Genomic DNA, 20,014 nt, shown 5'->3' with positions numbered 1-20,014 from the left:
TTCGTTCATTTTTATTCTTTTGTCTCGAAACGAACGATACTATGGTGTCGTCCATAAAAGAAATAAATAGCCAAACCAATCACTACGGCTACGCCAAATACTTGCCAAGTAGCTAAAGACAATTGGAACATTAGAGCCGCGCAAACCACGATTGAAATTAATGGTAGAACCGGCACAAGCGGCACTTTAAATTCACCTGCTTGCGGTTCTCCTTTCATTGTCCGTAATTTGATAATTCCTAAAGCGAGAAACATCAGATAAAAGAGTGTCACGATATTTGTAAGTTCAGCCAACATCTCCATTGGAACAACACCAGCAAAAACCATTGCTAAAAATCCAGCTACATAGGTTGCATTCTTAGGTGTGTGCCGCTTCTCATCAATTTTGCTCATAAACTGCGGCAATAATCCATCTTTACTAATCGCATAAATCACACGGGCTAAACTGTACATCATCGCAATCGTCACTGTTAATAAGGTTAAAATAGCACCAACTGAAATGATTGTCGCAATTGCGCCATGATTAATGAAACGCATCGCAAAAGCCACCGGATCCTTGACCCCTAAATCCGTAAATGGAACAATTCCAGTTAAAACTAACGTAACAACAATATATAACAATGTTGAAATAATAATGGAACCAATAATCCCTTTTGGAATATCTTTTTTCGGATTCTTCACTTCCTCCGCGGCCATGCTGACCGCATCAAACCCTAGAAAGGCAAAGAAAACTAAAGCAGCACCACTGAAAACGCCTGAAAAACCATAAGGAATAAATGGTTGCCAGTTCGTTGGTTTCACATAAAAGATTCCCACGAGAACAAATAATAAAATAATTCCAAACTTCACGAAAACCATTAAGTTATTTAAACGTAACGCTGTTTTCGCTTCTAAAGATACCCAAAAAGTTACGGCTACAACGACCAACATGGCAATCAAATCAATATATGTACCATTTGTTGGATTATAAGCGCCACTTAACGCTTGCGGTAAAGAAAAACCTAAGCTATCCAAAAAGCCATGAACATAGCCTGACCAACCTGAAGCAACGGATGAAACCGCCAAGAAAAACTCACAAATAATCATCCAACCAGTCATCCAAGCCACAATTTCTCCAAAGACCACATACATGTAGGCATACGGCCCGCCAATGACTGGAATACGTGATGCAAATTCTGCATAGCATAAACCAGATAAAATAATCGCGGCTGCTGCTACCAGAAATGATAAGACGAGCCCTGGACCTGCATAACGTTCCGCTGCGACACCTGTCACAACAAAAATCCCTGTTCCTACTACAGCCCCAATTCCTAGAAAAATTAAGTCCATCGTCTTAAGATTTTTTTTCATCCCACCACTGTCATTGACAGGCACAGTGATTTCTTTTTTTCTGAAAATAGACATGTGTTTACCCCCGTAAAAAAAATAAGCGTAAATAAACTATTTACGCTTTCATATACCCTAAAAGAATACCACCTAGAATAACAAAAATGCAACCAAAAATAACATAAAACATTTCTTTTTTTGATTTTCTTTCGCCTAAAAGGAAGATGCCCCCAAGAGTCGAAATAATAATCCCCATTTGTGATAAAGAGAAGCTAATAGCTAAGCCAATTTCACGCATGGTTAATAACATACAAATATTTCCTAAGCCCCAAAGCAGACCCGTCGTCATATTCATCCAAACAAAACGATCAACTTTGACTTTTTTGAAGGCAAAGAAACTAGCCCCCACTAACATACCAATACTTTGTGGCAAAATAATTCCCCACGGATCTAAACCAGTGGCATTAATAATGATGGTATAGACACCATACCCAACTGTTGAGAAAATCAAGGCCCGAATCCCTTTATTAAAATCTAACATACTGTTTGAGGTTTTCGGTTGACTATCATCATCTTGTCGAGCTGTTAAATACACCCCAAAAACTAAAAATGCTAAAGCGATAAAGCCCACAACAAAGTCTTTTGTTTTTGTCCATTCATGGAAAAAAACAGCCCCTGCAACGGTATTAACAACTAACTGCATCCCAGTTGAAATTGGTAAGCCAACTGAAACGCCCATATATTTCATGCTATGAAATTGTTGATTCTGTCCCAAACTCCAGAATAAACCAGATATAAATCCAACAATTAATGTGGCTGTCGTCAACGTAGGCTGGATGACAAAAAAGACAACAATTGAAAATAGTAATGCGCCGATTGTCATACCTAACGTTTGTTGATTGGCGCTTCCACCAATTTTACCGCTGACTAAACCAATACTGCCCCACGCAATCATGGGCACTAAAGCGATAAGTAAACTCATAATATTCTCCTAACAAATTTATTTCATTTCATTCTAACAATAAAAACGTTTTCTAAACAACTAAGAAGAGTAAGAGAAGTTAGCAAGAAAGTTTTAATAAATAAAAAAAGGCCTATCACATCTTTAATTTGCTGATAGACCTACTTTTTATTTCACTTCATTATAATAACTGAGGGAAGGGAAAAACAATGTCATCGTCGTACCTTGCCCTTCTGTCGATTCGACTGTTAAATCATGACCTAACTTTTTCGCTAAGCTATGAGCCAAATACAGACCAAGACCAGTCGAATGCTGTTCGCTTTTTCGCCCGTTTTCACCAGTAAATCCTTTATCGAAAATGCGTCGTTGATCTTGCGTCGGAATGCCAATCCCAGAATCTTTTAAAGATAAATAAATACCTTGTTTATTTTTGGAAATTAGAACCGTAATCGTGCCGCCTTCTGGCGTATACTTGACTGCATTACTTAATAATTGGCGGAAAATAAAAATGACCCATTTTCGGTCGGTTAAAACCGCTTCATCTTCTCCTTCAATTGAGAATTGCAATCTTTTTTGGATAAAATAATTTGCTTGCGTACGAACAACAGATTGCACAATTTCTTTTAAAGAATATTCTTGGAGTAAATAATCTCGAGAAAAGCTGTCCAGTCTAGCATAATATAGGACTTGCTCGACATATTCATCAATTTTACCTAACTCATTTTCCAATAGATAATATTTTTTCTCTGGAATATCATCTTCGACAGATTGTACCAGTAACGTGATAGCCGCTAGGGGGACTTTGATTTCATGAACCCAAGAGTCAATGTAATCTTTTTGGTCCTGTTGGTTGTTAATTGCTTGCTGCATGGTTTGTTGGTGCTCTTGCAATAAACCGTTAATATACGTTTGGACAAGTAGTTCTTCTTCTTTTTCTGCTGTATTCAAATATTCTTGTAAAGAAGGCGGCTCTTTTTCCGTTGCCAACGAAAGCCACCACTTACGTTTTAAATAATAATCAATTGTTAAAAATAGCGATAAAAAAACACTTTGCAGTAAAAAGATATAGCCAACCACTGTCCAATCTAAGCGGACATTAGGAGCCAACCATAAAATAAAACAAGTTAAGAACAGAAAAAATAACCAACCAATTAGTAATAACCAGCGATCTTTTAAATACTTTAGAATGGTCATTGTCTACTCCTATCTAGGGCACCATATAACCGACGCCCACTTTGGTTTCAATATAGCCAGCAATCCCTGCTTGCTCAATTTTTTTTCGTAAACGATTGATATTTACCGTCAACGTATTGTCATCCACAAAACGTTCATCGTCCCATAAAGCGCGCAATAGTTTTTCACGTGTTAAAATTTTTCCGTGCTTTTTCATTAAAAGATACAGTAATCGGTATTCATTTTTACTTAAATCGATCATTTCGCCTTTGATTTCCATTCGTCCATTGTCCACATTTAAAGTAATGCCATTATGTGAAAGCACTTCACTATCCGTATCGGAATAGTTATAAGAGCGGCGCAACAAAGCATTGATTTTAGCAATTAAAACATCTATCTGGAACGGTTTTGTAACAAAATCATCCGCGCCCATGTTCATCGCCATAATCATATCCATATTGGTACTACGACTCGAAATAAAAATAATTGGTACTTTAGAAACTTCACGAATTTTTTGACACCAATAGTACCCGTCGTACACAGGTAAATTAATATCCATCAAGACTAATTGAGGATTCTCCTCTTGAAAATCATCCAATACATCATTAAAATCGGTTGTTCCAATCGTTTCAAATTGCCATTTTTGTAATTCCTCGCTAATTAATTCTCGAATGGTTGTTTCATCTTCGACAATCATGATTTTAGCCATGCAATCCCACCTCTTTTATTTCTAAATTTTCATCTTTCTTATCCTAACAAACTTCATTCTTTTTGGATATAGGACTTTATGATGATTTTTACACTATTTCAAAAATAGGCGCTAATAATTCCCATTCTGATAACATGATGAATTTACCAACAAAAGCAAAAATACCATCTAATAATAACACAGACATATTAATTCCTAATACAATAGAAGCTTTTTCGACAATTGGCATGGACTTTTTATTTTTCAAAATAAGATATAAAACAAAGTTCGTTCCATAAGTAAAAACTGTTAACAACACAATTAACTCAATCATTTTACCACTTCCTATTTTGGACTTTTCATTTTTCCTTCAATAATTTACTACTCTTAATTATAGCATAATCTTATAAAAAAATCGGCAGAGTCCCAACCCTTAAGATAAACAACATAATAGAAGTGGCTTCTTTGGAACTCGCAAGAATCGAGCCTTTTTTAAGAGTTGAAGGTCTTGATCCTTAAAAGACAAGTCCTTCAACTCTAGTATGTTCCATGTATTGGAATTGATACCAACGTACCAAAGTGTAGTGGATCAGACAACCTCAGTTTTTCTAATGATTATATTTGTCATACACTTCTTTTAACTGGTTTAAATCTATTTTTTTCATTTGGTACAATTTTTTGGTCACTTCATTTGCTCTAGCTGGATTTGAGTCAGATAAATAACGTTTCAGTTCAGGATTGCCTGTTTGCCAACTGACCCCAAATTGATCTTCCATCCAGCCACACGGCCATTCTTTCCCTTTAGCAGTCACTTGTTGCCATAGCCGATCTATTTCCTCCTGATTTTCACAATCAATATAAATGGAGAAGGCCATGGTAAAATCAAAATCATGTTTATCTCGTGCATCCATTACTCGAAACGGTTGCTCCTGTAATGTGAAAAGTGCTTGCGCAATGTTCCCATCTTCATATTCAACTTTTTCAATTATTTCGCCTGGACCGAAAATCGCCAACCATTCTGATAGAGCTTTGGCTGCTTCGCCATATTTTTCATTAGCAAACATAAAGGTTGGTACAATTGTTTGTTCTTTTCCTGAAAAAGACACTTGCCAAGAGACACCAAATTTGTCCACTACCCAACCATATAAAGGACTAAAAGGATATTCCCCAAAAGGCATCAATATCTGTCCATCTGCTGTTAAATTTTTCCACAACGTTTCTGTTTGTGATAATGTTTTACATTCAACAAAAAATGAACTAGCTGGCGTAAAGGAAAATTCTGGTCCGCCATTTAAACCAATGATTGTTTGGTTCGCCAAGGTAAATTCAATGGTCATTAATGATGTTCCTTGAGGTTGGTGCTCCTCATTAACGTAGTTCGTTTTACTTAGAATCGCACCTTTTTCAAAGATTGTTGTATAGAAGTTAGCAGCTTCTTCCGCTTGTGTGTCAAACCATAAACAAGGTGAAAATTTAGGCATTGTGGTTCCCTCCTTCGTTTTCTTTAGTGTAGTCAAAGATTGATAAATAAACAAAGAGAACGTTTTAGTATTTATTCATTTCCTTCTGATAGAATCGATAAATTGCTTGTTTTACTTCTTGAAGCAAGGAGGATTTTAAATGTCCCCGTGTCAAAAAATAAAAGGAACGCCAATACTTTTCACCTAACGTTTGGAAGGGGATTTTTTCAGTAATCGCCTTTCTTGAAAGCAACGATTGCCCCATGCCCAATTCCAACATTTTAACAATCATTTCATTATTTTTAACCGTCATGAGTGTTGGGCTTTGATTACTTTCTTCTAAATACTGTTGGGTATAATGAAAGACCCCAGAATCCTTTTCACGTACCAACCAATTCTGATTGGCAGGGTCCCCAGCTAAAACCAATTGATCCTGAATAATTTCTTCACGAGAGGCGCCTTTCGTAATTAATGGTTTTTCGATAAAGCCAAAATCAACTTGATGTTTTTCAACTTTTTCCACTACTTCTTCTGAATTGTTCATTTCTAAAACAAAATTGATCGTTGCATACTGTGTCTGTAAATGCTGCATCAGTTGCGGCAAATAATAAACTGCAAAAGTATTAGACGCAGCAATTCGGCAAGTTTCTTTAGGTAATCTCGCCTGATGAAGAGCTGTTAATGTTTCTTGCCAATCATCAGCTAAATTTAGCAAACGATTATACAAGACTTCCGCTTGCCTAGTAGGGACTACATCTTGTCGACCATTTCTTAAAAACAATGAACAGCCTAATTCTTCTTCTAATTGTTTGATTTGATTAGAAACGGCTGGTTGTGAGATATATAGGCAGGTAGCTGCTTTGGAAAAGTTCATTTGCTCATACACAATTTGAAAAGTCTTTAATAATTTAAACATAGGCATCCTTTCGATAACTTTCTATTATAAATATTATTTTAACTATTTATTTCTCAAATGTAAAAAATTTCGTTATACTGGAAGTAATGAACAAGAAAGAGAGATTTTTTCAATGAAAAATTCAGAAAATGATTATATCCAATCTTTATTCCAAATTCTTCCCGGCTTGCTAACAGCTTTCCTTGTCGCCTGCCTTAGCAAGTTTCTTGCCATCTGGTTACCTAGCTTAGGCGCCGCAACGATAGCTATTTTACTAGGAATCTTTTTGGGAAATACCTTTGTTCGCGGTGCCAATTTAAATCGCGGAACCAAAGTAGCCGAAAGTAAATTACTAGAATTTTCTGTTGTTTTATTGGGAACCACCGTGACCTTTCAAACGATTGCCCAAATTGGCTTACAAGGTGTCGCATTTATTCTCATTCAAATGTCGCTGACCATTATTTTTGCCTATTTGATCGGTAAAAAACTGGCTTTTTCTGATAATATGTCTTTATTGATGGCTGGTGGTAATGCCGTTTGTGGATCCTCTGCCATTGCTTCGATTGCTCCAGCAATTCAAGCAGATGAGGAAGAAAAAGGCCAAATCATTACTTTAGTAAACTTATTAGGAACCGTTTTAATGTTGACCTTACCCATTTTAAGTGGGATTCTCTATGGTACCAATTTGTTGGCTCGTAGCGCACTAATCGGAGGGACTTTACAATCAGTTGGTCAGGTTGTCGCCAGTGCCAATATGGTCAATGAGAACGCAGTTCAACTTGCGATGCTCTTTAAAATTATGCGGATTGTCCTACTCGTAGCAGTTGTCTATTTATTTGGACGTTTCAAGCAAAGTAAGACGGCAGAATCAGAAGCTGAGTTGGTAAAAGTCACCAAAAAAAGCAGCGCCCTACCTTGGTATGTAGTTGGCTTTTTCATTGCCTGTGTCTTTAATAGTTTGATTCATTTCCCCGTCGTGATCAGTGAGACTGCTCATTTCTTTAGTTCTTGGTTTGAAATTACTGCCTTGGCAGCAATCGGGTTACGACTCGATTTTAAAAAGTTTTTCCAAGAAGGCAAACGTTTCTTAATCTATGGTTTATCAGTAGGAACTGTTCAAGTCGTCCTAGCCATTTTGTTGTTGGCACTGCTACAGTTCTAATAAAAAAGTTTGACGTTAACACGTCAAACTTTTTTATTTCAGCTTATTCATGCTATTATGAATAAGGTTTTATTAACTTAAAGGAGTTTTTCGATGTTATTTAGTATTAAAAAAAGCGAATGGTTAGGCAATGAACGAAATGATCTATTTGCGGGTCTCGTTTCTTCTGTCGCCATTTTACCAGAAGTAATCGGGTTTGCGATTATTGCTGGTGTTCACCCGCTTTCTGCAGTGTTTGCTTCAGCAGTTACTTTACTTGTGATTACTTTTACGGGCGGCCGTCCGGCAATGGTCTCGGCGTCTGCTGGTTCAATGGCCTTAGTCCTTGCAGGCTTAATTCAAGCACACGGTTTGTCATACATGCTTGCTGCGACTATTTTAACAGGCTTTCTGCAATTTATTTTAGGTTATTTAGGTATCCACAAATTGATGCGCTTTATTCCCAAGACAGTGATGTACGGATTCGTCAATGCGTTAGCTATTTTAATTTTCATGGCGCAAGTACAACAATTGCCTCATCAAACACTGTGGTCCTACTGCATGATTATCTGTAGTATCTTACTTATTTATCTATTACCTAAGTTTATTACAATTGTGCCTCCTGCTTTAATTGTTATTTTATTCATGACTATCCTGTCCTATTTTTTAAAAGGTCATTTGCAAACGGTAGGTGATCTTGGTGAAATGAGTCAGTTTCATCCAGCGATCCGTTGGCCTAATGTACCCGTCAACTTAGAAACGTTGCGGATTATTTTACCTAGCTCTGTTGCCTTAGCAATGGTCGGGTTAATTGAATCTTTATTGACGATCCCCATTGTGGACAAAATGACAGCGAGCCAAAGTGATAGCCAACGAGAAGTTAAGGCGCAAGGACTCGCTAATATAATTACCGGCTTTTTTGGTGGCCAAGCTGGCTGTGCGATGATTGGGCAAGCGGTCATTAATGTTAAATCAGGGGGACGAAAACGGCTTTCTACTTTGATTTCAGGTATTACCCTCCTTCTATTCATTTTTGTTTTTAAATCCGTGATGGTAGCCATTCCTACAGCTGCATTGATTGGGATCATGATGACGGTGGCAGTCGACACCTTTGATTGGGAAAGTTTGCAGCTTTTCCGAACTTTTGAAATTACTGAAATTGTTATTTTACTCGTGACAGTGAGTGTGATCGTCTATACGCATAATTTAGCGATTGGAATTATTTTAGGTGTTCTTTTAAGTGGTCTTCTTTATCATTTTTTCAAAAAAGAACCAAAAAAAAGTTGCTAGCTTTAGCAACTTTTTTTATTTTTCCCAATATTTCTTCAACGCTTCTTTTTCTATTTTCTTAATGAACGCATCTTTGCCATCCATATATTTATCAATGCTATCGGGGTGTGCTTGGGCCAATTGCTTTTTTAATGTACCATAGGTTGTAGCAATTGCCGGATTTTCTCGTAAATAATTTCGAAAAGCAAGATGGCGCAAAATTTCTTGCGTATTGTCAAACTGATAAATATGCACATGATGTGTTCTTTTTATCGGGCCTTTTCGTAAATAACGACGTCCTGATAGTCCAAATTCCCCCATATATTCATAACCGATTCTTTCAAATTCCCCTTGTAACAGGTCTACTTTTTCAATTTCTTCAACAATGACCAAAAAATCAATAATTGGTTTGGCTGCTAAATTAGGCACAGATGTGCTACCGATATGTTCAACTTTAAGACAATTTTCCTTTAGAATCTGTTTCAACGCTTGGGCTTCTTCTTCAAACTGTTCCACCCAGGCTGGTTGGTATTCAGTAACGATTACCCGCATGATTTCTTCCCTCTTTTCTATATCCGTTTCATATGTAAAATAGGAAACGGATTTCCTTGAGGATCTTCCTTTGATTCACCAATTACTTGAAACCCTTGAGATTGATAGAACTTCACTGCCCCTTCATTTTGTTTATTAGCATCAACAAAGATAATTGATTCTTGCTCTATTAACTTTTTGATAATTTCTCCACCATAGCCTTTACGAAAATAGACTGGGTCAATAAATAACATTTCCAAAGTTTGTTGATTTGTTCCACTAAAGCCCACACATTTCTGTTCTTCATTTAACCACATACTTAATTGAACTTGTTGAAAATAATCAGGTAAAACCACTTCGATTTTATCAATATCTGCCTGACTCAAAAACAAATGGGTAGCTTCTACTGAAGAACGCCATAGAGAAATTAATTGAGGATAATCGGTTTTTTTTACTTCTTTTTGGTTCAGCATTTTTAATTCCTCCCTATCTAATAAACAAAGTATACCACATTTTGTCTCTCTCAATTCTATAAAAAATAGTCAAATCAACCGTGTTTTTTCTGTCGATTTGACTGCCTCTCTCTATTAACTCTGATGGCTAAACAAGTAAACTAAGCAAAGCCACGATAGCTAAACCGCCTTGTGTTAAAATGATTTTTTTATCACTAGTTAAGCTACCGTACGCCGCCACTAAAATAATATAAATCAATAAAAATTTTGTCATCTCCATCGTTGCTTGCGCAAAATAGACACTATAAATAAGTCCTGCACCGATTAGTCCATTATAGATTCCTTGATTTTTAAACAATGTAGTCACTGATTTTCTTTGTAACTCTTGCTTATCCATTTTAAAAACACGGCTTGTTGTCTCAGATGTTGGTACAATCGTTTCTAAATACATAATGTAGAAAAATTCTACAGCCACCAAGGTTACTAAAATTGTTGAAATTAATGTCATCTGCTCCCTCCTCCCATTCCTTTGAACGAAGTAATTTTATGTAATTTTTGCTATGATGTAAATAGATATGCCTAGCCTTAACGAAAGGAAGAAACCTATGAATTTTCAAGAAACTATTAGCGCCTATATCCAAGAACGTTATCAGATAACGCCCGATTTTCCTTTTAAAAAACATCCAGACTATCTCGTCTTTCGTCATCCTAGAAATGCAAAATGGTTTGCTTTAATTATGCCACTGGATGCACAACTGCTCGGCGCTACCGAGAATAAGCAGCTCACTATTTTAACCGTTAAACTTGCGCCTGAATTGATTGCCTTATTAAAGAACCAACCTGGCTATTTTCCTGCCTATCATATGAATAAAGAGCATTGGTTAAGTCTTTCTGAAGAAATTCCGCTCTCACAAGTTTTTTCATTTATAGATGAAAGTTACCAACGGAGTTATTAAAAAAACACCCTACTCAAGGAGTAGGGTGTGAAAGATTGTTTAAGCTTATTTGCTTAAAGCGTCTTTTGCTTGTTCAGCTAACGCTGTAAATGCTGCTGCATCGTTAACGGCTAAGTCAGCTAACATTTTGCGGTTGATATCAATCTCTGCCAATTTCAAACCGTGCATTAATTTAGAATAGCTTAAGCCATTCATGCGAGCTGCCGCGTTGATACGTGCAATCCATAATTTACGGAAGTCACGTTTCTTTTGACGACGGTCTCTGAATGCATAGTAATAAGAGTTCATTACTTGTTCTTTTGCTGATTTAAATAAAGTATGTTTTGATCCGTAGTAGCCTTTCGCTAACTTAAGGACTTTTTTACGACGTTTACGGGTTACTGTTCCACCTTTAACACGTGCCATGTTGAATTCCTCCTAATATCTTGTTTCTCTTGACGGTAATCTAAAAGTCACCGAGTTGTTTTATTTCATTCTTGCTAATTGTTGGCGGATACGTTTGTAATCGCCTTTTGCAACCATGCTTGCTTTACGCAATTGACGGCGTTGTTTTTTAGTTTTACCGTGGAAACGGTGAGATGTAAAGGCACGGCCACGTTTTAAGCCGCCTCCACCAGTACGTTTTACACGTTTTGCTAATCCGCGGTGTGTTTTTTGTTTTGGCATGACTAATTTTCCTCCTCAAAATCTTTGCTTCAAGTGAAAGACTCTAACAGTCACAACTGTCGAATATCCTTCTTGTAGAAATTACCAAAAGTCCGAATGCTCGGTCTCTTCGTTTACTTGTCGTTTTTCGGTGCCAGCGTTAGAAACATGCTGCGTCCGTCCATTTTCGCTTTTTGTTCCACTGTGGCGATGTCCGCAGTTTCTTCAGCTAAGCGATCAAGAACTTTCTGACCAATCTCTTTATGGGTAATGGCACGGCCTTTGAAACGGATAGAAGCTTTCACTTTGTCTCCTTTTTCTAAGAACTTACGCGCATTACGAAGTTTTGTATTGAAGTCATTTACGTCAATTGTTGGACTTAAACGAACTTCTTTGACGTTGATCACTTTTTGTTTCTTGCGAGCTTCACGCTCTTTCTTTTGTTGTTCGAAACGGAATTTTCCATAATCCATAATTCGCGCAACTGGTGGTTTCGCTCCTGGCGCTACAAGTACTAAATCCAAGTTTGCAGATTCAGCGATTTGTAATGCTTCTGCTTTGGTTTTTACACCTAATTGTTCACCATCTTGTCCGATCAAACGTAACTCGCGTGCACGAATGCCGTCGTTAACCATCATATCCTTTGCTATGGTCATTCACCTCCAAAATTTTTAAGAGAAAATCCTAACGGAAGTCTGCTTTGTTTGCTAAATGCAATAAAAAAACAGGTTCCTATCCAGAACCCGCCAACAGTCTGCCTTACTTAAAAAAATAAGGAATACTTTATCTAGCCCAGCGATATACTCAACTAAGGCGAGAAGCGGGTGCTTCTGCTTTCATTTCTCAACTTCACTAGTTTACCTTAGTTTATCCTAGTTGTCAATATATTTCCTCAAAAAAAAAAACGAATCTAGCACTAGATTCGTTTGAACTCGTATTTTGATTATTAATAATTAGTGGACTGTCCCAATGTGACTTCCTAGAAACAAATGGTTCAACACATGGTGTACATTTTCTATCCCCTAGGCGATCCCTGTAGTCCCTACAGTTCTTCTATTTATAAGGTTTCTCGTTTAGACAAGCCACGTTCTAAGATTTTTTGGCTTCTAAGATACTCTGAATTTTCTGTACTTTCAGAAAAAGACAACTCTGTTTCGATCTCCTCTGACTCAATACAAATGAGTTCTTTGCCATACCATTGTGCTTTATACAACAGTTTAGCTAAAAATAAAGACCAAGCCAGTTCAGAACGATCATGTTTTGGCGGCCGTTCATTACTGTGATGGGCTTTTTCAATACAAATAACATCGTAACTTGAAACCAATTCCGTTGTAATTTTGTTTAAAATATCCATTCGTTGGTTGGCTATTTTTTCGCGAATTTTTGCGACTTTTATTTTTTGTTTTTGATAATTTTTTGCTTGCGAAAGATCGACACCTTTTTCTAAAGCAATCATTTTACGCTTGTTTAATTTTCGTTCTTCTTGACGTAGTTTTTGCTTTAAATGCTTTGAACAATAGCTTTTTTCGAAGCTTTCACCATTCGAAAGCAGCGCAAATTTTTCCCTACTGCTACAAATTCCCACCATTTTTTGTTGCTTTGTTTTCGTTTCAATCGGCGCTTCACACAAAATGGAAACATAATAATTGTGACTCGCACTCATAGAAATAGTTACAGATTTTATCTCCCCCAGCGGTTGGCGGTGCACCTTCATTTTAATTAAAGATTTCAATTTAGGTACTTTCAAATAACGATTATCCAAAATTTTGACTGTGCCATGTTGATTGTTCGTAGTGTAGGAATGCACCGTTTCTTTCTTTTTCTTTTTTGGAAAGCCCATCCCTTTTTCCCGATAAAAATTTTTAAAGGCTCGATCCAAATAAACTTGTGCATTTGCCAAGGCTAAACTATCAACTTCTCTGAGGACAGGGTATTGTTTCTTATATTTAGCTGGCGTTGGCATTTTAAACGTTTGTTGAGGATTTTTTCGCATCTCTTTGTAGATATCAATCCGGTCTTGTAACATTAAATTATACACCAAGCGAACACAAGAAAATGTTTTTTGAATAAACTGTTCTTGTTTTGAGGTTGGATAAAGTCTGTATTTATAAGCTTTCAGAGCCTTCATCTCATAACCACCCTACCAAGATAGTTAGAAAAGAAGCTGGTTATAAACCAGCTTTTCTTTTCTTCTCTTCAATTTTTTCACGGTACATTGCAACTTCGTCTTCAGCACAATAAACATAGTGTCCATTGAGAATTTCACGGAGCTCACGATCTTTTCCATCTGCCGCTGCAGGCTGGTAAACGATCCGTTTACGTGTGCGTTCATAGTCTGGATCTGGTAATGGTATCGCAGAAAGCAAACTTTCTGTATAAGGATGAACGCCGAAATTATAGACATCATCACTTGTGCCCATTTCCAATAATTTCCCACTGTGCATTACGCCAATTCGGTCACTGATATGTTTTACCATCGATAAGTCATGTGCGATAAACAAGTAAGTTAAGCCTTGTTCTTTTTGTAAATCTTGTAATAAGTTTACTACTTGAGCTTGAATCGACACATCCAAAGCCGAAATCGGCTCATCACAGATAATGAAACGTGGATTAACCGCTAAAGCACGAGCAATCCCGATCCGTTGACGTTGCCCACCAGAAAACTCATGAGGATAACGCGTACTGTGACTTGGATTTAAGCCCACCGTTTTTAAAAGTTCATTGACTTTTTCTTCCCGCTCTTTTGGTGTTTTAGCTAATCCATTGACATCGATTCCTTCAGCAATAATATCATTGACTTTCATTCTTGGATTCAATGAAGCATATGGATCTTGGAAGATCATTTGAACATCGCGGCGGAATGCTTGCATGTCCGCTTTTGATTTAATTTTGCTAATGTCTTTTCCATCGAAAAGAATTTCACCAGCAGTTGGATCATATAAACGAATGACACTGCGACCAGTTGTTGATTTTCCACTTCCTGATTCGCCAACTAATCCAAAGGTTTCGCCTTCATAAATATGAAAACTAATGTCATCAATGGCTTTTACTTCGTCTTTACGACCAACATTGAAATACTGTTTCAAACCAGTGACTTCTAATAGGACTTTTTTCTCTTCTGCCATTAATTACTACCTCCTGGATTTTTTTGACGCTCTGCATAAATTGCCCAACGACGAACAATCTCTGCTGGAGGCGTAACTTTTGGTGCTTGTGGTGCTAATAACCACGTTGCTGCTTTGTGTGTCGGTGATACTTCAAAATAAGGTGGTTCTTTTTCTGTATCAATTTTTAAAGCAAACTCATTCCGTGGATAGAAGGCATCTCCAGTTGGTGGATCTAATAAATCTGGAGGTGAACCTGGAATCGCATAAAGTTTGTCTTCTGTTCCTTCCATCGTTGGCATTGACCCTAAAAGTCCCCAAGTATATGGATGTTGTGGATTATAGAAAATTTCTTCTGCTGTTCCCACTTCAACCAGACGTCCACCGTACATGACAGCGACACGGTCAGCCACGTTTGCTACTACCCCTAAATCATGGGTAATGAAAATAATCGAAGTGCTAATTTTTTCTTGTAAATCTTTTAATAACTCTAAAATTTGTGCTTGGATGGTTACATCCAACGCTGTAGTTGGTTCATCTGCAATTAGAACTTCGGGATAACAAATTAAAGCAATTGCAATGACAATCCGTTGACGTTGCCCACCAGAAAATTGGTGTGGATAGTTTTTCAAACGTTTTTCAGCATTAGGAATGCCGACTAATTTTAGTAATTCTAATGCTTGCGCTAAGCCTTCTTTTTTTGAGACTTTATTATGTTTGATTAATGATTCCGCCACTTGTTTGCCAATTGGCATCGTTGGGTCTAATGAAGTCATCGGATCTTGGAAAATCATTGCGATTTCTTTACCACGAATGGCTTGCATTTGTTTTTCTGTTTTATGAACAATATCTTGTCCTTTAAACAAAATTTCCCCGTTATCAATATTGGCATTACTGCTCAACAAACGCATAATACTGCGGGTTGTAACAGATTTACCACTCCCTGATTCACCTACGATGGCTAACGTTTCACCTTTATAAAGATCAAAACTCACACCACGAATGGCGTTGACTTTACCTGCAAATGTATCAAAGGAGATTCTTAAGTCTTTAACTTCTAATACTTTTTCCATAGTCATTCACCACTCTTACTCTTTCATCTTAGGATCAAATGCGTCACGTAAACCATCAGCTAACAAGTTGAAACAAATCATGATAACTGAAAGTGTTGCCGCTGGAATCCACATTAAATATGGAAGGAAACGGAAAGTTTTGTATCCTTCGTTTAACAAGGTTCCTAAAGATGCGGTTGGTGGACGTAAGCCTAACCCAATAAAACTTAGGAACGCTTCAAAGAAAATTGCCGATGGGATACTGAACATCATTTGGACAATAATGACACTTGAGATATTCGGTAAAATATGTTTAATAGCAATTTTCCAACGAGATTCGCCCAATGTTTCTGCTGCCATGACAAACTCTTGATCTTTTAGTTTCATGGTCTGGGCTCGCACAATCCTGGCCATTGATATCCAGTTTGTAATAACCATGGCCAAAACAATCGAAACAATCCCTGGATCAAAGACTGTTAGCATCAAGATCATAACAACTAAGTTAGGAATACCAGAAAGAACTTCTAAAATACGTTGCATTACTGTATCGACACGACCGCCGACTAACCCGGAAATCAGTCCATACGTTACCCCAATCGTAATATCTAGAATCGCCGCGATAAACGCAATTAATAAGGAAATACGTGTTCCCATAAATAAACGACTTAGGACATCACGACCTAAACCATCTGTTCCTAGATAAAAGTTTACGTTATCCGGAACGTTTGCTTGTGCATATTTATCAACTAATTGACCAGCAACTGTTGTTTTACCATTTAAACCATTCACGCTTTCCAAGCCAGGAATTCGTGGTGGTAAGTTAATGTAAGAAACATTTTGTTTCGTTGGGTTATGTGGTGAAACCCAAATGGTAATAATAGAGATAAAGATAATAACTGCTAAGAAACTCATTGAGATAACTGCAGCTTTATTCTTTTTCAAACGACGCCATGAGTCTTGTAAGAAACTTAAAGACGGTGTGGCAATACGCTCTCTTTCTTTTAGAGTTGAAGTGTTTAGAGGCTGAAACTCATCTGCCGGAATATCTTTAATCGCTTGTGGTAGATTATTTTTATTGACTGTTTCCATTAGCCTTTTGCACCTCCTGATACGCGAATTCTTGGATCAATTAAACCATAAAGTAAATCAACAATCAGAATTACAACAACTAACATTGTTGAATACAAAATAGTTACTGCCATAATTGTTGGATAGTCGTTTGTCATAATTGATTTTACAAACTGTTCCCCAATTCCAGGGATGGCAAAAATATTTTCTACTACTAAAGAACCTGTCATTAAACCAACGGCTAAAGGTCCTAATAAGGTAATCAATGGAATTAAACTGTTTCTTAACCCGTGGCGGAATGCAACTTGCCAGCGACTCAAGCCTTTTGCTTTAGCTAATTCGACATAATCACTATGCAAGACCTCTACCATCTCGGTTCGAATAAACCTAGCCGAATCGGCCATGGGACTCATTGCCAAGGCAATAGTTGGCAAGATTGTGTAGGCAAAACCATTCCACATAGCAATTGGTAAGATTCTTAATTTCATTGCAAAAATGTATTGTAATAATACCGCGAAAACAAAGTTTGGAATAGAACGACCTAAAATGGCTAACAATGTTGCCAACGTATCTACCCAAGTATTTTGACGCATCGCTGCGATAATCCCCAATAAAATACCGACTAACGTACCAAAGATAATCGCTTGTCCTCCCAGTTGAAGGGATGGCCCAATTCGACCAGCTAATAACTTAGCAACAGGTTGGTTTTTAAATTGGAATGAAATACCAAAGTCTCCCGTTACCAGGTTCTTTAAGTAAATTCCGTATTGAACAATCACTGGTTTATCTAAGCCAGATTGTTTATTCAACATAGCGATTGTTTCTGGACTAAGTTTTTCTTGGTTGGTATAAGGCGTACCTGGTAATAATTGCATTAAGAAAAACGTAATCGTTGCGATTAACCACAAAGTGATAATCATGAAAAAGATCCGTTTAAGAAAATATTTTCCAAAACTATTCAATAATGACACCTCCGAGATTTTTTTGACTTCCTCAGTTATTTTCGTTAAAGTAATGACTAGATAGACCACAATAATAGATAGGGTGAACACATGAAAACTTTTAAATGGCCAATTATTACAGCCGTTATTTCCAGTATCGGCATTTTTCTTTACTTATTAATAAGTAAAGAACCTATCACTACCTCCTCATTATCAGATACCTTCTTTATCGTTTCGCTTTTCTTTTTAATTATCGGCATTGCTTTATGGATTATGTCCTCTGGCTTTTTCGATAACTTTCAGCGCTCAATGAAAAACGCGTTTCGTTTTAAAAAGAAAAATGAACCGAAAGAGTTTATCCCGCTTTCAGTCATTGGCGATGCACATCGCTCTTTCTGGCTAAAAACTGGGGGCATCTTACTGATTCTGTCTTTAGGCTTTCTACTATTTTACTTGGTCTAAGACAAGATAGCAAGAGGACCGTTGCCTTTTATTCCATGGCAAAGGTCCTTTTTTGTTTGCTATCGATCTTTTGTCAGGTTATTCTGAAATGTATGCCCATTTGTAGTCATACGTTGCGCCAGCAGGATGAACTGCGACATCTTTGACTTTTTCAGCACGTAAATGCGCTTCTGATTTTTGGAATAATGGTACCACACCCATGTCTCCCATAATCGTTTTCTCTGCATTTAACATATCATCCCAACGTTTTTCAGGATCTGTCGCATCTGCACTACTTGCAGCTTTCACGAACTTGTCAAACTCTGGATTGTTATAACGTCCACGGTTATATGAGTTATCTGAAGCAAATAAGTCTAAGAAACTACTTGGATCAGCATAGTCAGCACTCCAACCACCGATTACTGCATCAAAGTCGCCTTTGTTTGAACGATCTAAACGAACAGAGAATGGAACCGGACTAACCGTTACCTTCACACCATCTAAAGCATCTTGAATTGACCCTTGAACAAATTCAACTGTTTTCTTAGAAGAATCTGCATCTGAAGAAAGAATATCCATTGTTAAGGTTGAAATCCCCAATTCTTTTTTCGCTTTTTCCCAGTATTCTTTAGCTTTTTTCGTATCATATTCAATTTGACTACCTGCTTCTTTAGCAAAGTCTTTGCCGCCACTTGGGTCTTTTGCCATATCTGCTGGTACTAAACCGTTTGGCTCGATAGAACCATCCCCTAAGATTGATTCAACTAACGCTTTACGGTCGATTGAGTAAGAAATGGCTTTACGTAAGTTCGCATTTCTAAATGGTGATTTTTCATCACGTTGATTTAGTTCCATATATTGTGTTGATGCTTCTTTTTGACTAACAAAAGCTGGGTCATTGGCCATTTGTTGGGCTAATTCACCAGAAAGAACGACATCGTCTGTTTGTCCATCTTGGAACAAGTTCAACGCGGTTGGTGATTCTTTCACAACATTCACATCTACTGAGTCCAGTTTCACTGTGTCTTTATCCCAATATTGATCGTTTTTCTTGAATGACCATTTTGTATCTGTACCAGGACCATCAAAGCCGTCTAAGACGAATGGACCATTGTAGACAGCACTTTCGCTGTTTGATGCATAATTTTTACCATATTTTTCCACAATATCTTGACGTTGCGGGAAGAATGATGGGAAAGCTAATAAGTAATCAAAGTATGGTGTTGCTTTTTCTAAAGTGATTTCTAATTCTGTATCACTGACTGCTTTAATTCCTAATTCTGATTTATCTTTTTCCCCTTTAGCAATGGCATCACCATTTTTTACAGAGGCATACAGATAAGCATATTCAGAAGCTGTCGCTGGATCAACTGTTCGTTGCCATCCGTAAACATAGTCATTAGTAGTCACTGGTTTACCGTCTGACCATTTTGCATCTTTATTTAATTTAATTTTGTATGTTAGTCCATCTTCAGAAACTTCTGCTTTTTCCGCTGCACCTGCAGGTTGGACTTTGTTATCTTTGTCTAAACGATAAATTCCTTCATATACATTATTTAATGCAATAAAACTAATTCTGTCTGTTGCTAGTGATAAATCAGCTGTTGGCATTTCTTGTTGTTCTGTGACACGTAAAACTTGTTCGCCACTTGCCTTACCGCCACCAGACGCGCTTGAGCTATCTGACGTTCCGCCGCCTCCACAAGCCGCTAAAGTTGTTACGCTAAATAATGTAATCACACCGAATGTTAATGACTTTTTCAATTTCATAGTGTTGCCTCCTAAAATAATGCAATCTGTATTTTCTGAAAAATCAGAATTTAATAATTATTTATTGCTATGGAATATATCTTACATTTTTCATATTAAAATTGCAAGTCAAAATGTTAACTTTTTTTAATTTTTCTTCTCT

Annotated in this window: 23 protein-coding genes and 1 other annotated feature; of the genes, 4 read left to right on the top strand and 19 right to left on the bottom strand. The window is 37.2% G+C overall.

The features are described 5' to 3' along the window. Positions 1 to 11 precede the first annotated feature (11 nt). From IGL86_RS03325 to IGL86_RS03295, 7 genes are all read right to left on the bottom strand, one after another. The gene (locus tag IGL86_RS03325; RefSeq protein WP_002361373.1) at positions 12 to 1,403 is read right to left on the bottom strand and encodes an amino acid permease; all 1,392 of its coding nucleotides are present in this window, start codon (positions 1,401 to 1,403) and stop codon (positions 12 to 14) included. Between the two features lie 40 nt (positions 1,404 to 1,443). After that, a complete protein-coding gene (locus tag IGL86_RS03320; RefSeq protein ID WP_002355811.1) occupies positions 1,444 to 2,307 on the bottom strand; it encodes a GRP family sugar transporter in 864 nt (287 codons plus the stop codon). Between the two features lie 147 nt (positions 2,308 to 2,454). Then, entirely contained in the window at positions 2,455 to 3,480 is a 1,026-nt protein-coding gene (sapS, locus tag IGL86_RS03315) for a two-component system sensor histidine kinase SapS (RefSeq protein ID WP_002361370.1), read from the bottom strand. Positions 3,481 to 3,493: 13 nt separating this feature from the next. Further along, on the bottom strand, positions 3,494 to 4,168 hold the full coding sequence (gene sapR / locus IGL86_RS03310) for a two-component system response regulator SapR (RefSeq protein ID WP_002355809.1): 675 nt from the start codon (positions 4,166 to 4,168) through the stop codon (positions 3,494 to 3,496). Between the two features lie 88 nt (positions 4,169 to 4,256). Beyond that, positions 4,257 to 4,481 carry a hypothetical protein gene (locus IGL86_RS03305; protein ID WP_002355808.1) on the bottom strand — a complete coding sequence of 75 codons (225 nt, stop codon included), beginning with the start codon at positions 4,479 to 4,481 and terminating at the stop codon, positions 4,257 to 4,259. 274 nt (positions 4,482 to 4,755) lie between these two features. Next, complete coding sequence (locus IGL86_RS03300; RefSeq protein ID WP_002355807.1) at positions 4,756 to 5,628, bottom strand: VOC family protein; 873 nt, start codon at positions 5,626 to 5,628, stop codon at positions 4,756 to 4,758. Positions 5,629 to 5,692: 64 nt separating this feature from the next. Next, positions 5,693 to 6,523, bottom strand: a complete 831-nt coding sequence (locus tag IGL86_RS03295; protein WP_010817110.1) for a LysR family transcriptional regulator — start codon at positions 6,521 to 6,523, stop codon at positions 5,693 to 5,695. A 112-nt stretch (positions 6,524 to 6,635) separates the two neighbouring features. On the opposite strand from IGL86_RS03295, the gene IGL86_RS03290 reads away from it, so the two are divergent. Both IGL86_RS03290 and IGL86_RS03285 read left to right on the top strand, forming a co-directional pair. Further along, positions 6,636 to 7,664: a YeiH family protein gene (locus IGL86_RS03290; protein ID WP_002361367.1), complete on the top strand. Its 1,029-nt coding sequence runs from the start codon at positions 6,636 to 6,638 to the stop codon at positions 7,662 to 7,664. A 93-nt stretch (positions 7,665 to 7,757) separates the two neighbouring features. Then, on the top strand, positions 7,758 to 8,933 hold the full coding sequence (locus tag IGL86_RS03285) for a SulP family inorganic anion transporter (RefSeq protein ID WP_033625402.1): 1,176 nt from the start codon (positions 7,758 to 7,760) through the stop codon (positions 8,931 to 8,933). A gap of 15 nt (positions 8,934 to 8,948) precedes the next feature. Here the strand turns inward: IGL86_RS03285 and IGL86_RS03280 are convergent, their stop codons facing one another. From IGL86_RS03280 to IGL86_RS03270, 3 genes are all read right to left on the bottom strand, one after another. After that, the gene (locus tag IGL86_RS03280) at positions 8,949 to 9,464 is read right to left on the bottom strand and encodes a GrpB family protein (RefSeq protein WP_002361365.1); all 516 of its coding nucleotides are present in this window, start codon (positions 9,462 to 9,464) and stop codon (positions 8,949 to 8,951) included. A gap of 17 nt (positions 9,465 to 9,481) precedes the next feature. Next, complete coding sequence (locus IGL86_RS03275) at positions 9,482 to 9,976, bottom strand: GNAT family N-acetyltransferase (protein WP_002370719.1); 495 nt, start codon at positions 9,974 to 9,976, stop codon at positions 9,482 to 9,484. A 67-nt stretch (positions 9,977 to 10,043) separates the two neighbouring features. Further along, positions 10,044 to 10,403, bottom strand: coding sequence for a DUF1304 domain-containing protein (locus tag IGL86_RS03270; RefSeq protein WP_002370721.1), 360 nt, complete (start codon positions 10,401 to 10,403; stop codon positions 10,044 to 10,046). A gap of 67 nt (positions 10,404 to 10,470) precedes the next feature. Between IGL86_RS03270 and IGL86_RS03265 the strand changes: the two genes are divergently transcribed. Beyond that, positions 10,471 to 10,851: an MmcQ/YjbR family DNA-binding protein gene (locus IGL86_RS03265; protein WP_050443826.1), complete on the top strand. Its 381-nt coding sequence runs from the start codon at positions 10,471 to 10,473 to the stop codon at positions 10,849 to 10,851. Positions 10,852 to 10,896: 45 nt separating this feature from the next. Here the strand turns inward: IGL86_RS03265 and rplT are convergent, their stop codons facing one another. The 8 genes from rplT to opp1B form a co-directional block, all read right to left on the bottom strand. Beyond that, positions 10,897 to 11,256: a 50S ribosomal protein L20 gene (rplT, locus tag IGL86_RS03260; protein WP_002355799.1), complete on the bottom strand. Its 360-nt coding sequence runs from the start codon at positions 11,254 to 11,256 to the stop codon at positions 10,897 to 10,899. 60 nt (positions 11,257 to 11,316) lie between these two features. Then, entirely contained in the window at positions 11,317 to 11,517 is a 201-nt protein-coding gene (gene rpmI, locus IGL86_RS03255) for a 50S ribosomal protein L35 (RefSeq protein WP_002355798.1), read from the bottom strand. A gap of 113 nt (positions 11,518 to 11,630) precedes the next feature. Further along, on the bottom strand, positions 11,631 to 12,152 hold the full coding sequence (infC, locus tag IGL86_RS03250; RefSeq protein ID WP_002355797.1) for a translation initiation factor IF-3: 522 nt from the start codon (positions 12,150 to 12,152) through the stop codon (positions 11,631 to 11,633). A gap of 54 nt (positions 12,153 to 12,206) precedes the next feature. Beyond that, positions 12,207 to 12,338, bottom strand: a sequence feature (ribosomal protein L20 leader region). A gap of 215 nt (positions 12,339 to 12,553) precedes the next feature. Further along, positions 12,554 to 13,624, bottom strand: a complete 1,071-nt coding sequence (locus IGL86_RS03245) for an RNA-guided endonuclease TnpB family protein (protein ID WP_033625400.1) — start codon at positions 13,622 to 13,624, stop codon at positions 12,554 to 12,556. Between the two features lie 40 nt (positions 13,625 to 13,664). Further along, positions 13,665 to 14,621, bottom strand: a complete 957-nt coding sequence (gene opp1F / locus IGL86_RS03240) for an oligopeptide ABC transporter ATP-binding protein Opp1F (protein ID WP_002355795.1) — start codon at positions 14,619 to 14,621, stop codon at positions 13,665 to 13,667. Beyond that, entirely contained in the window at positions 14,621 to 15,679 is a 1,059-nt protein-coding gene (opp1D, locus tag IGL86_RS03235) for an oligopeptide ABC transporter ATP-binding protein Opp1D (RefSeq protein ID WP_002355794.1), read from the bottom strand. Before opp1D ends, opp1F begins: the two co-directional genes overlap by 1 nt. A 9-nt stretch (positions 15,680 to 15,688) precedes the next feature. Continuing rightward, a complete protein-coding gene (gene opp1C, locus IGL86_RS03230) occupies positions 15,689 to 16,741 on the bottom strand; it encodes an oligopeptide ABC transporter permease Opp1C (RefSeq protein WP_002355787.1) in 1,053 nt (350 codons plus the stop codon). Beyond that, positions 16,741 to 17,682 carry an oligopeptide ABC transporter permease Opp1B gene (gene opp1B / locus IGL86_RS03225; RefSeq protein ID WP_002381304.1) on the bottom strand — a complete coding sequence of 314 codons (942 nt, stop codon included), beginning with the start codon at positions 17,680 to 17,682 and terminating at the stop codon, positions 16,741 to 16,743. Before opp1B ends, opp1C begins: the two co-directional genes overlap by 1 nt. Positions 17,683 to 17,772: 90 nt before the next feature. On the opposite strand from opp1B, the gene IGL86_RS03220 reads away from it, so the two are divergent. Beyond that, positions 17,773 to 18,123: a DUF3899 domain-containing protein gene (locus IGL86_RS03220; protein WP_002355784.1), complete on the top strand. Its 351-nt coding sequence runs from the start codon at positions 17,773 to 17,775 to the stop codon at positions 18,121 to 18,123. 78 nt (positions 18,124 to 18,201) lie between these two features. Here IGL86_RS03220 and opp1A read toward each other — a convergent pair whose 3' ends face one another. Next, entirely contained in the window at positions 18,202 to 19,872 is a 1,671-nt protein-coding gene (opp1A, locus tag IGL86_RS03215) for an oligopeptide ABC transporter substrate-binding protein Opp1A (protein ID WP_033625399.1), read from the bottom strand. Positions 19,873 to 20,014: the final 142 nt, after the last annotated feature.

The organism is Enterococcus sp. DIV0774, assembly GCF_050539095.1.
GTDB classification, from domain to species: domain Bacteria; phylum Bacillota; class Bacilli; order Lactobacillales; family Enterococcaceae; genus Enterococcus; species Enterococcus faecalis.
Note: the sequence above shows the minus strand (reverse complement) of the source record. Positions and strands in the feature narration are given on the sequence as shown.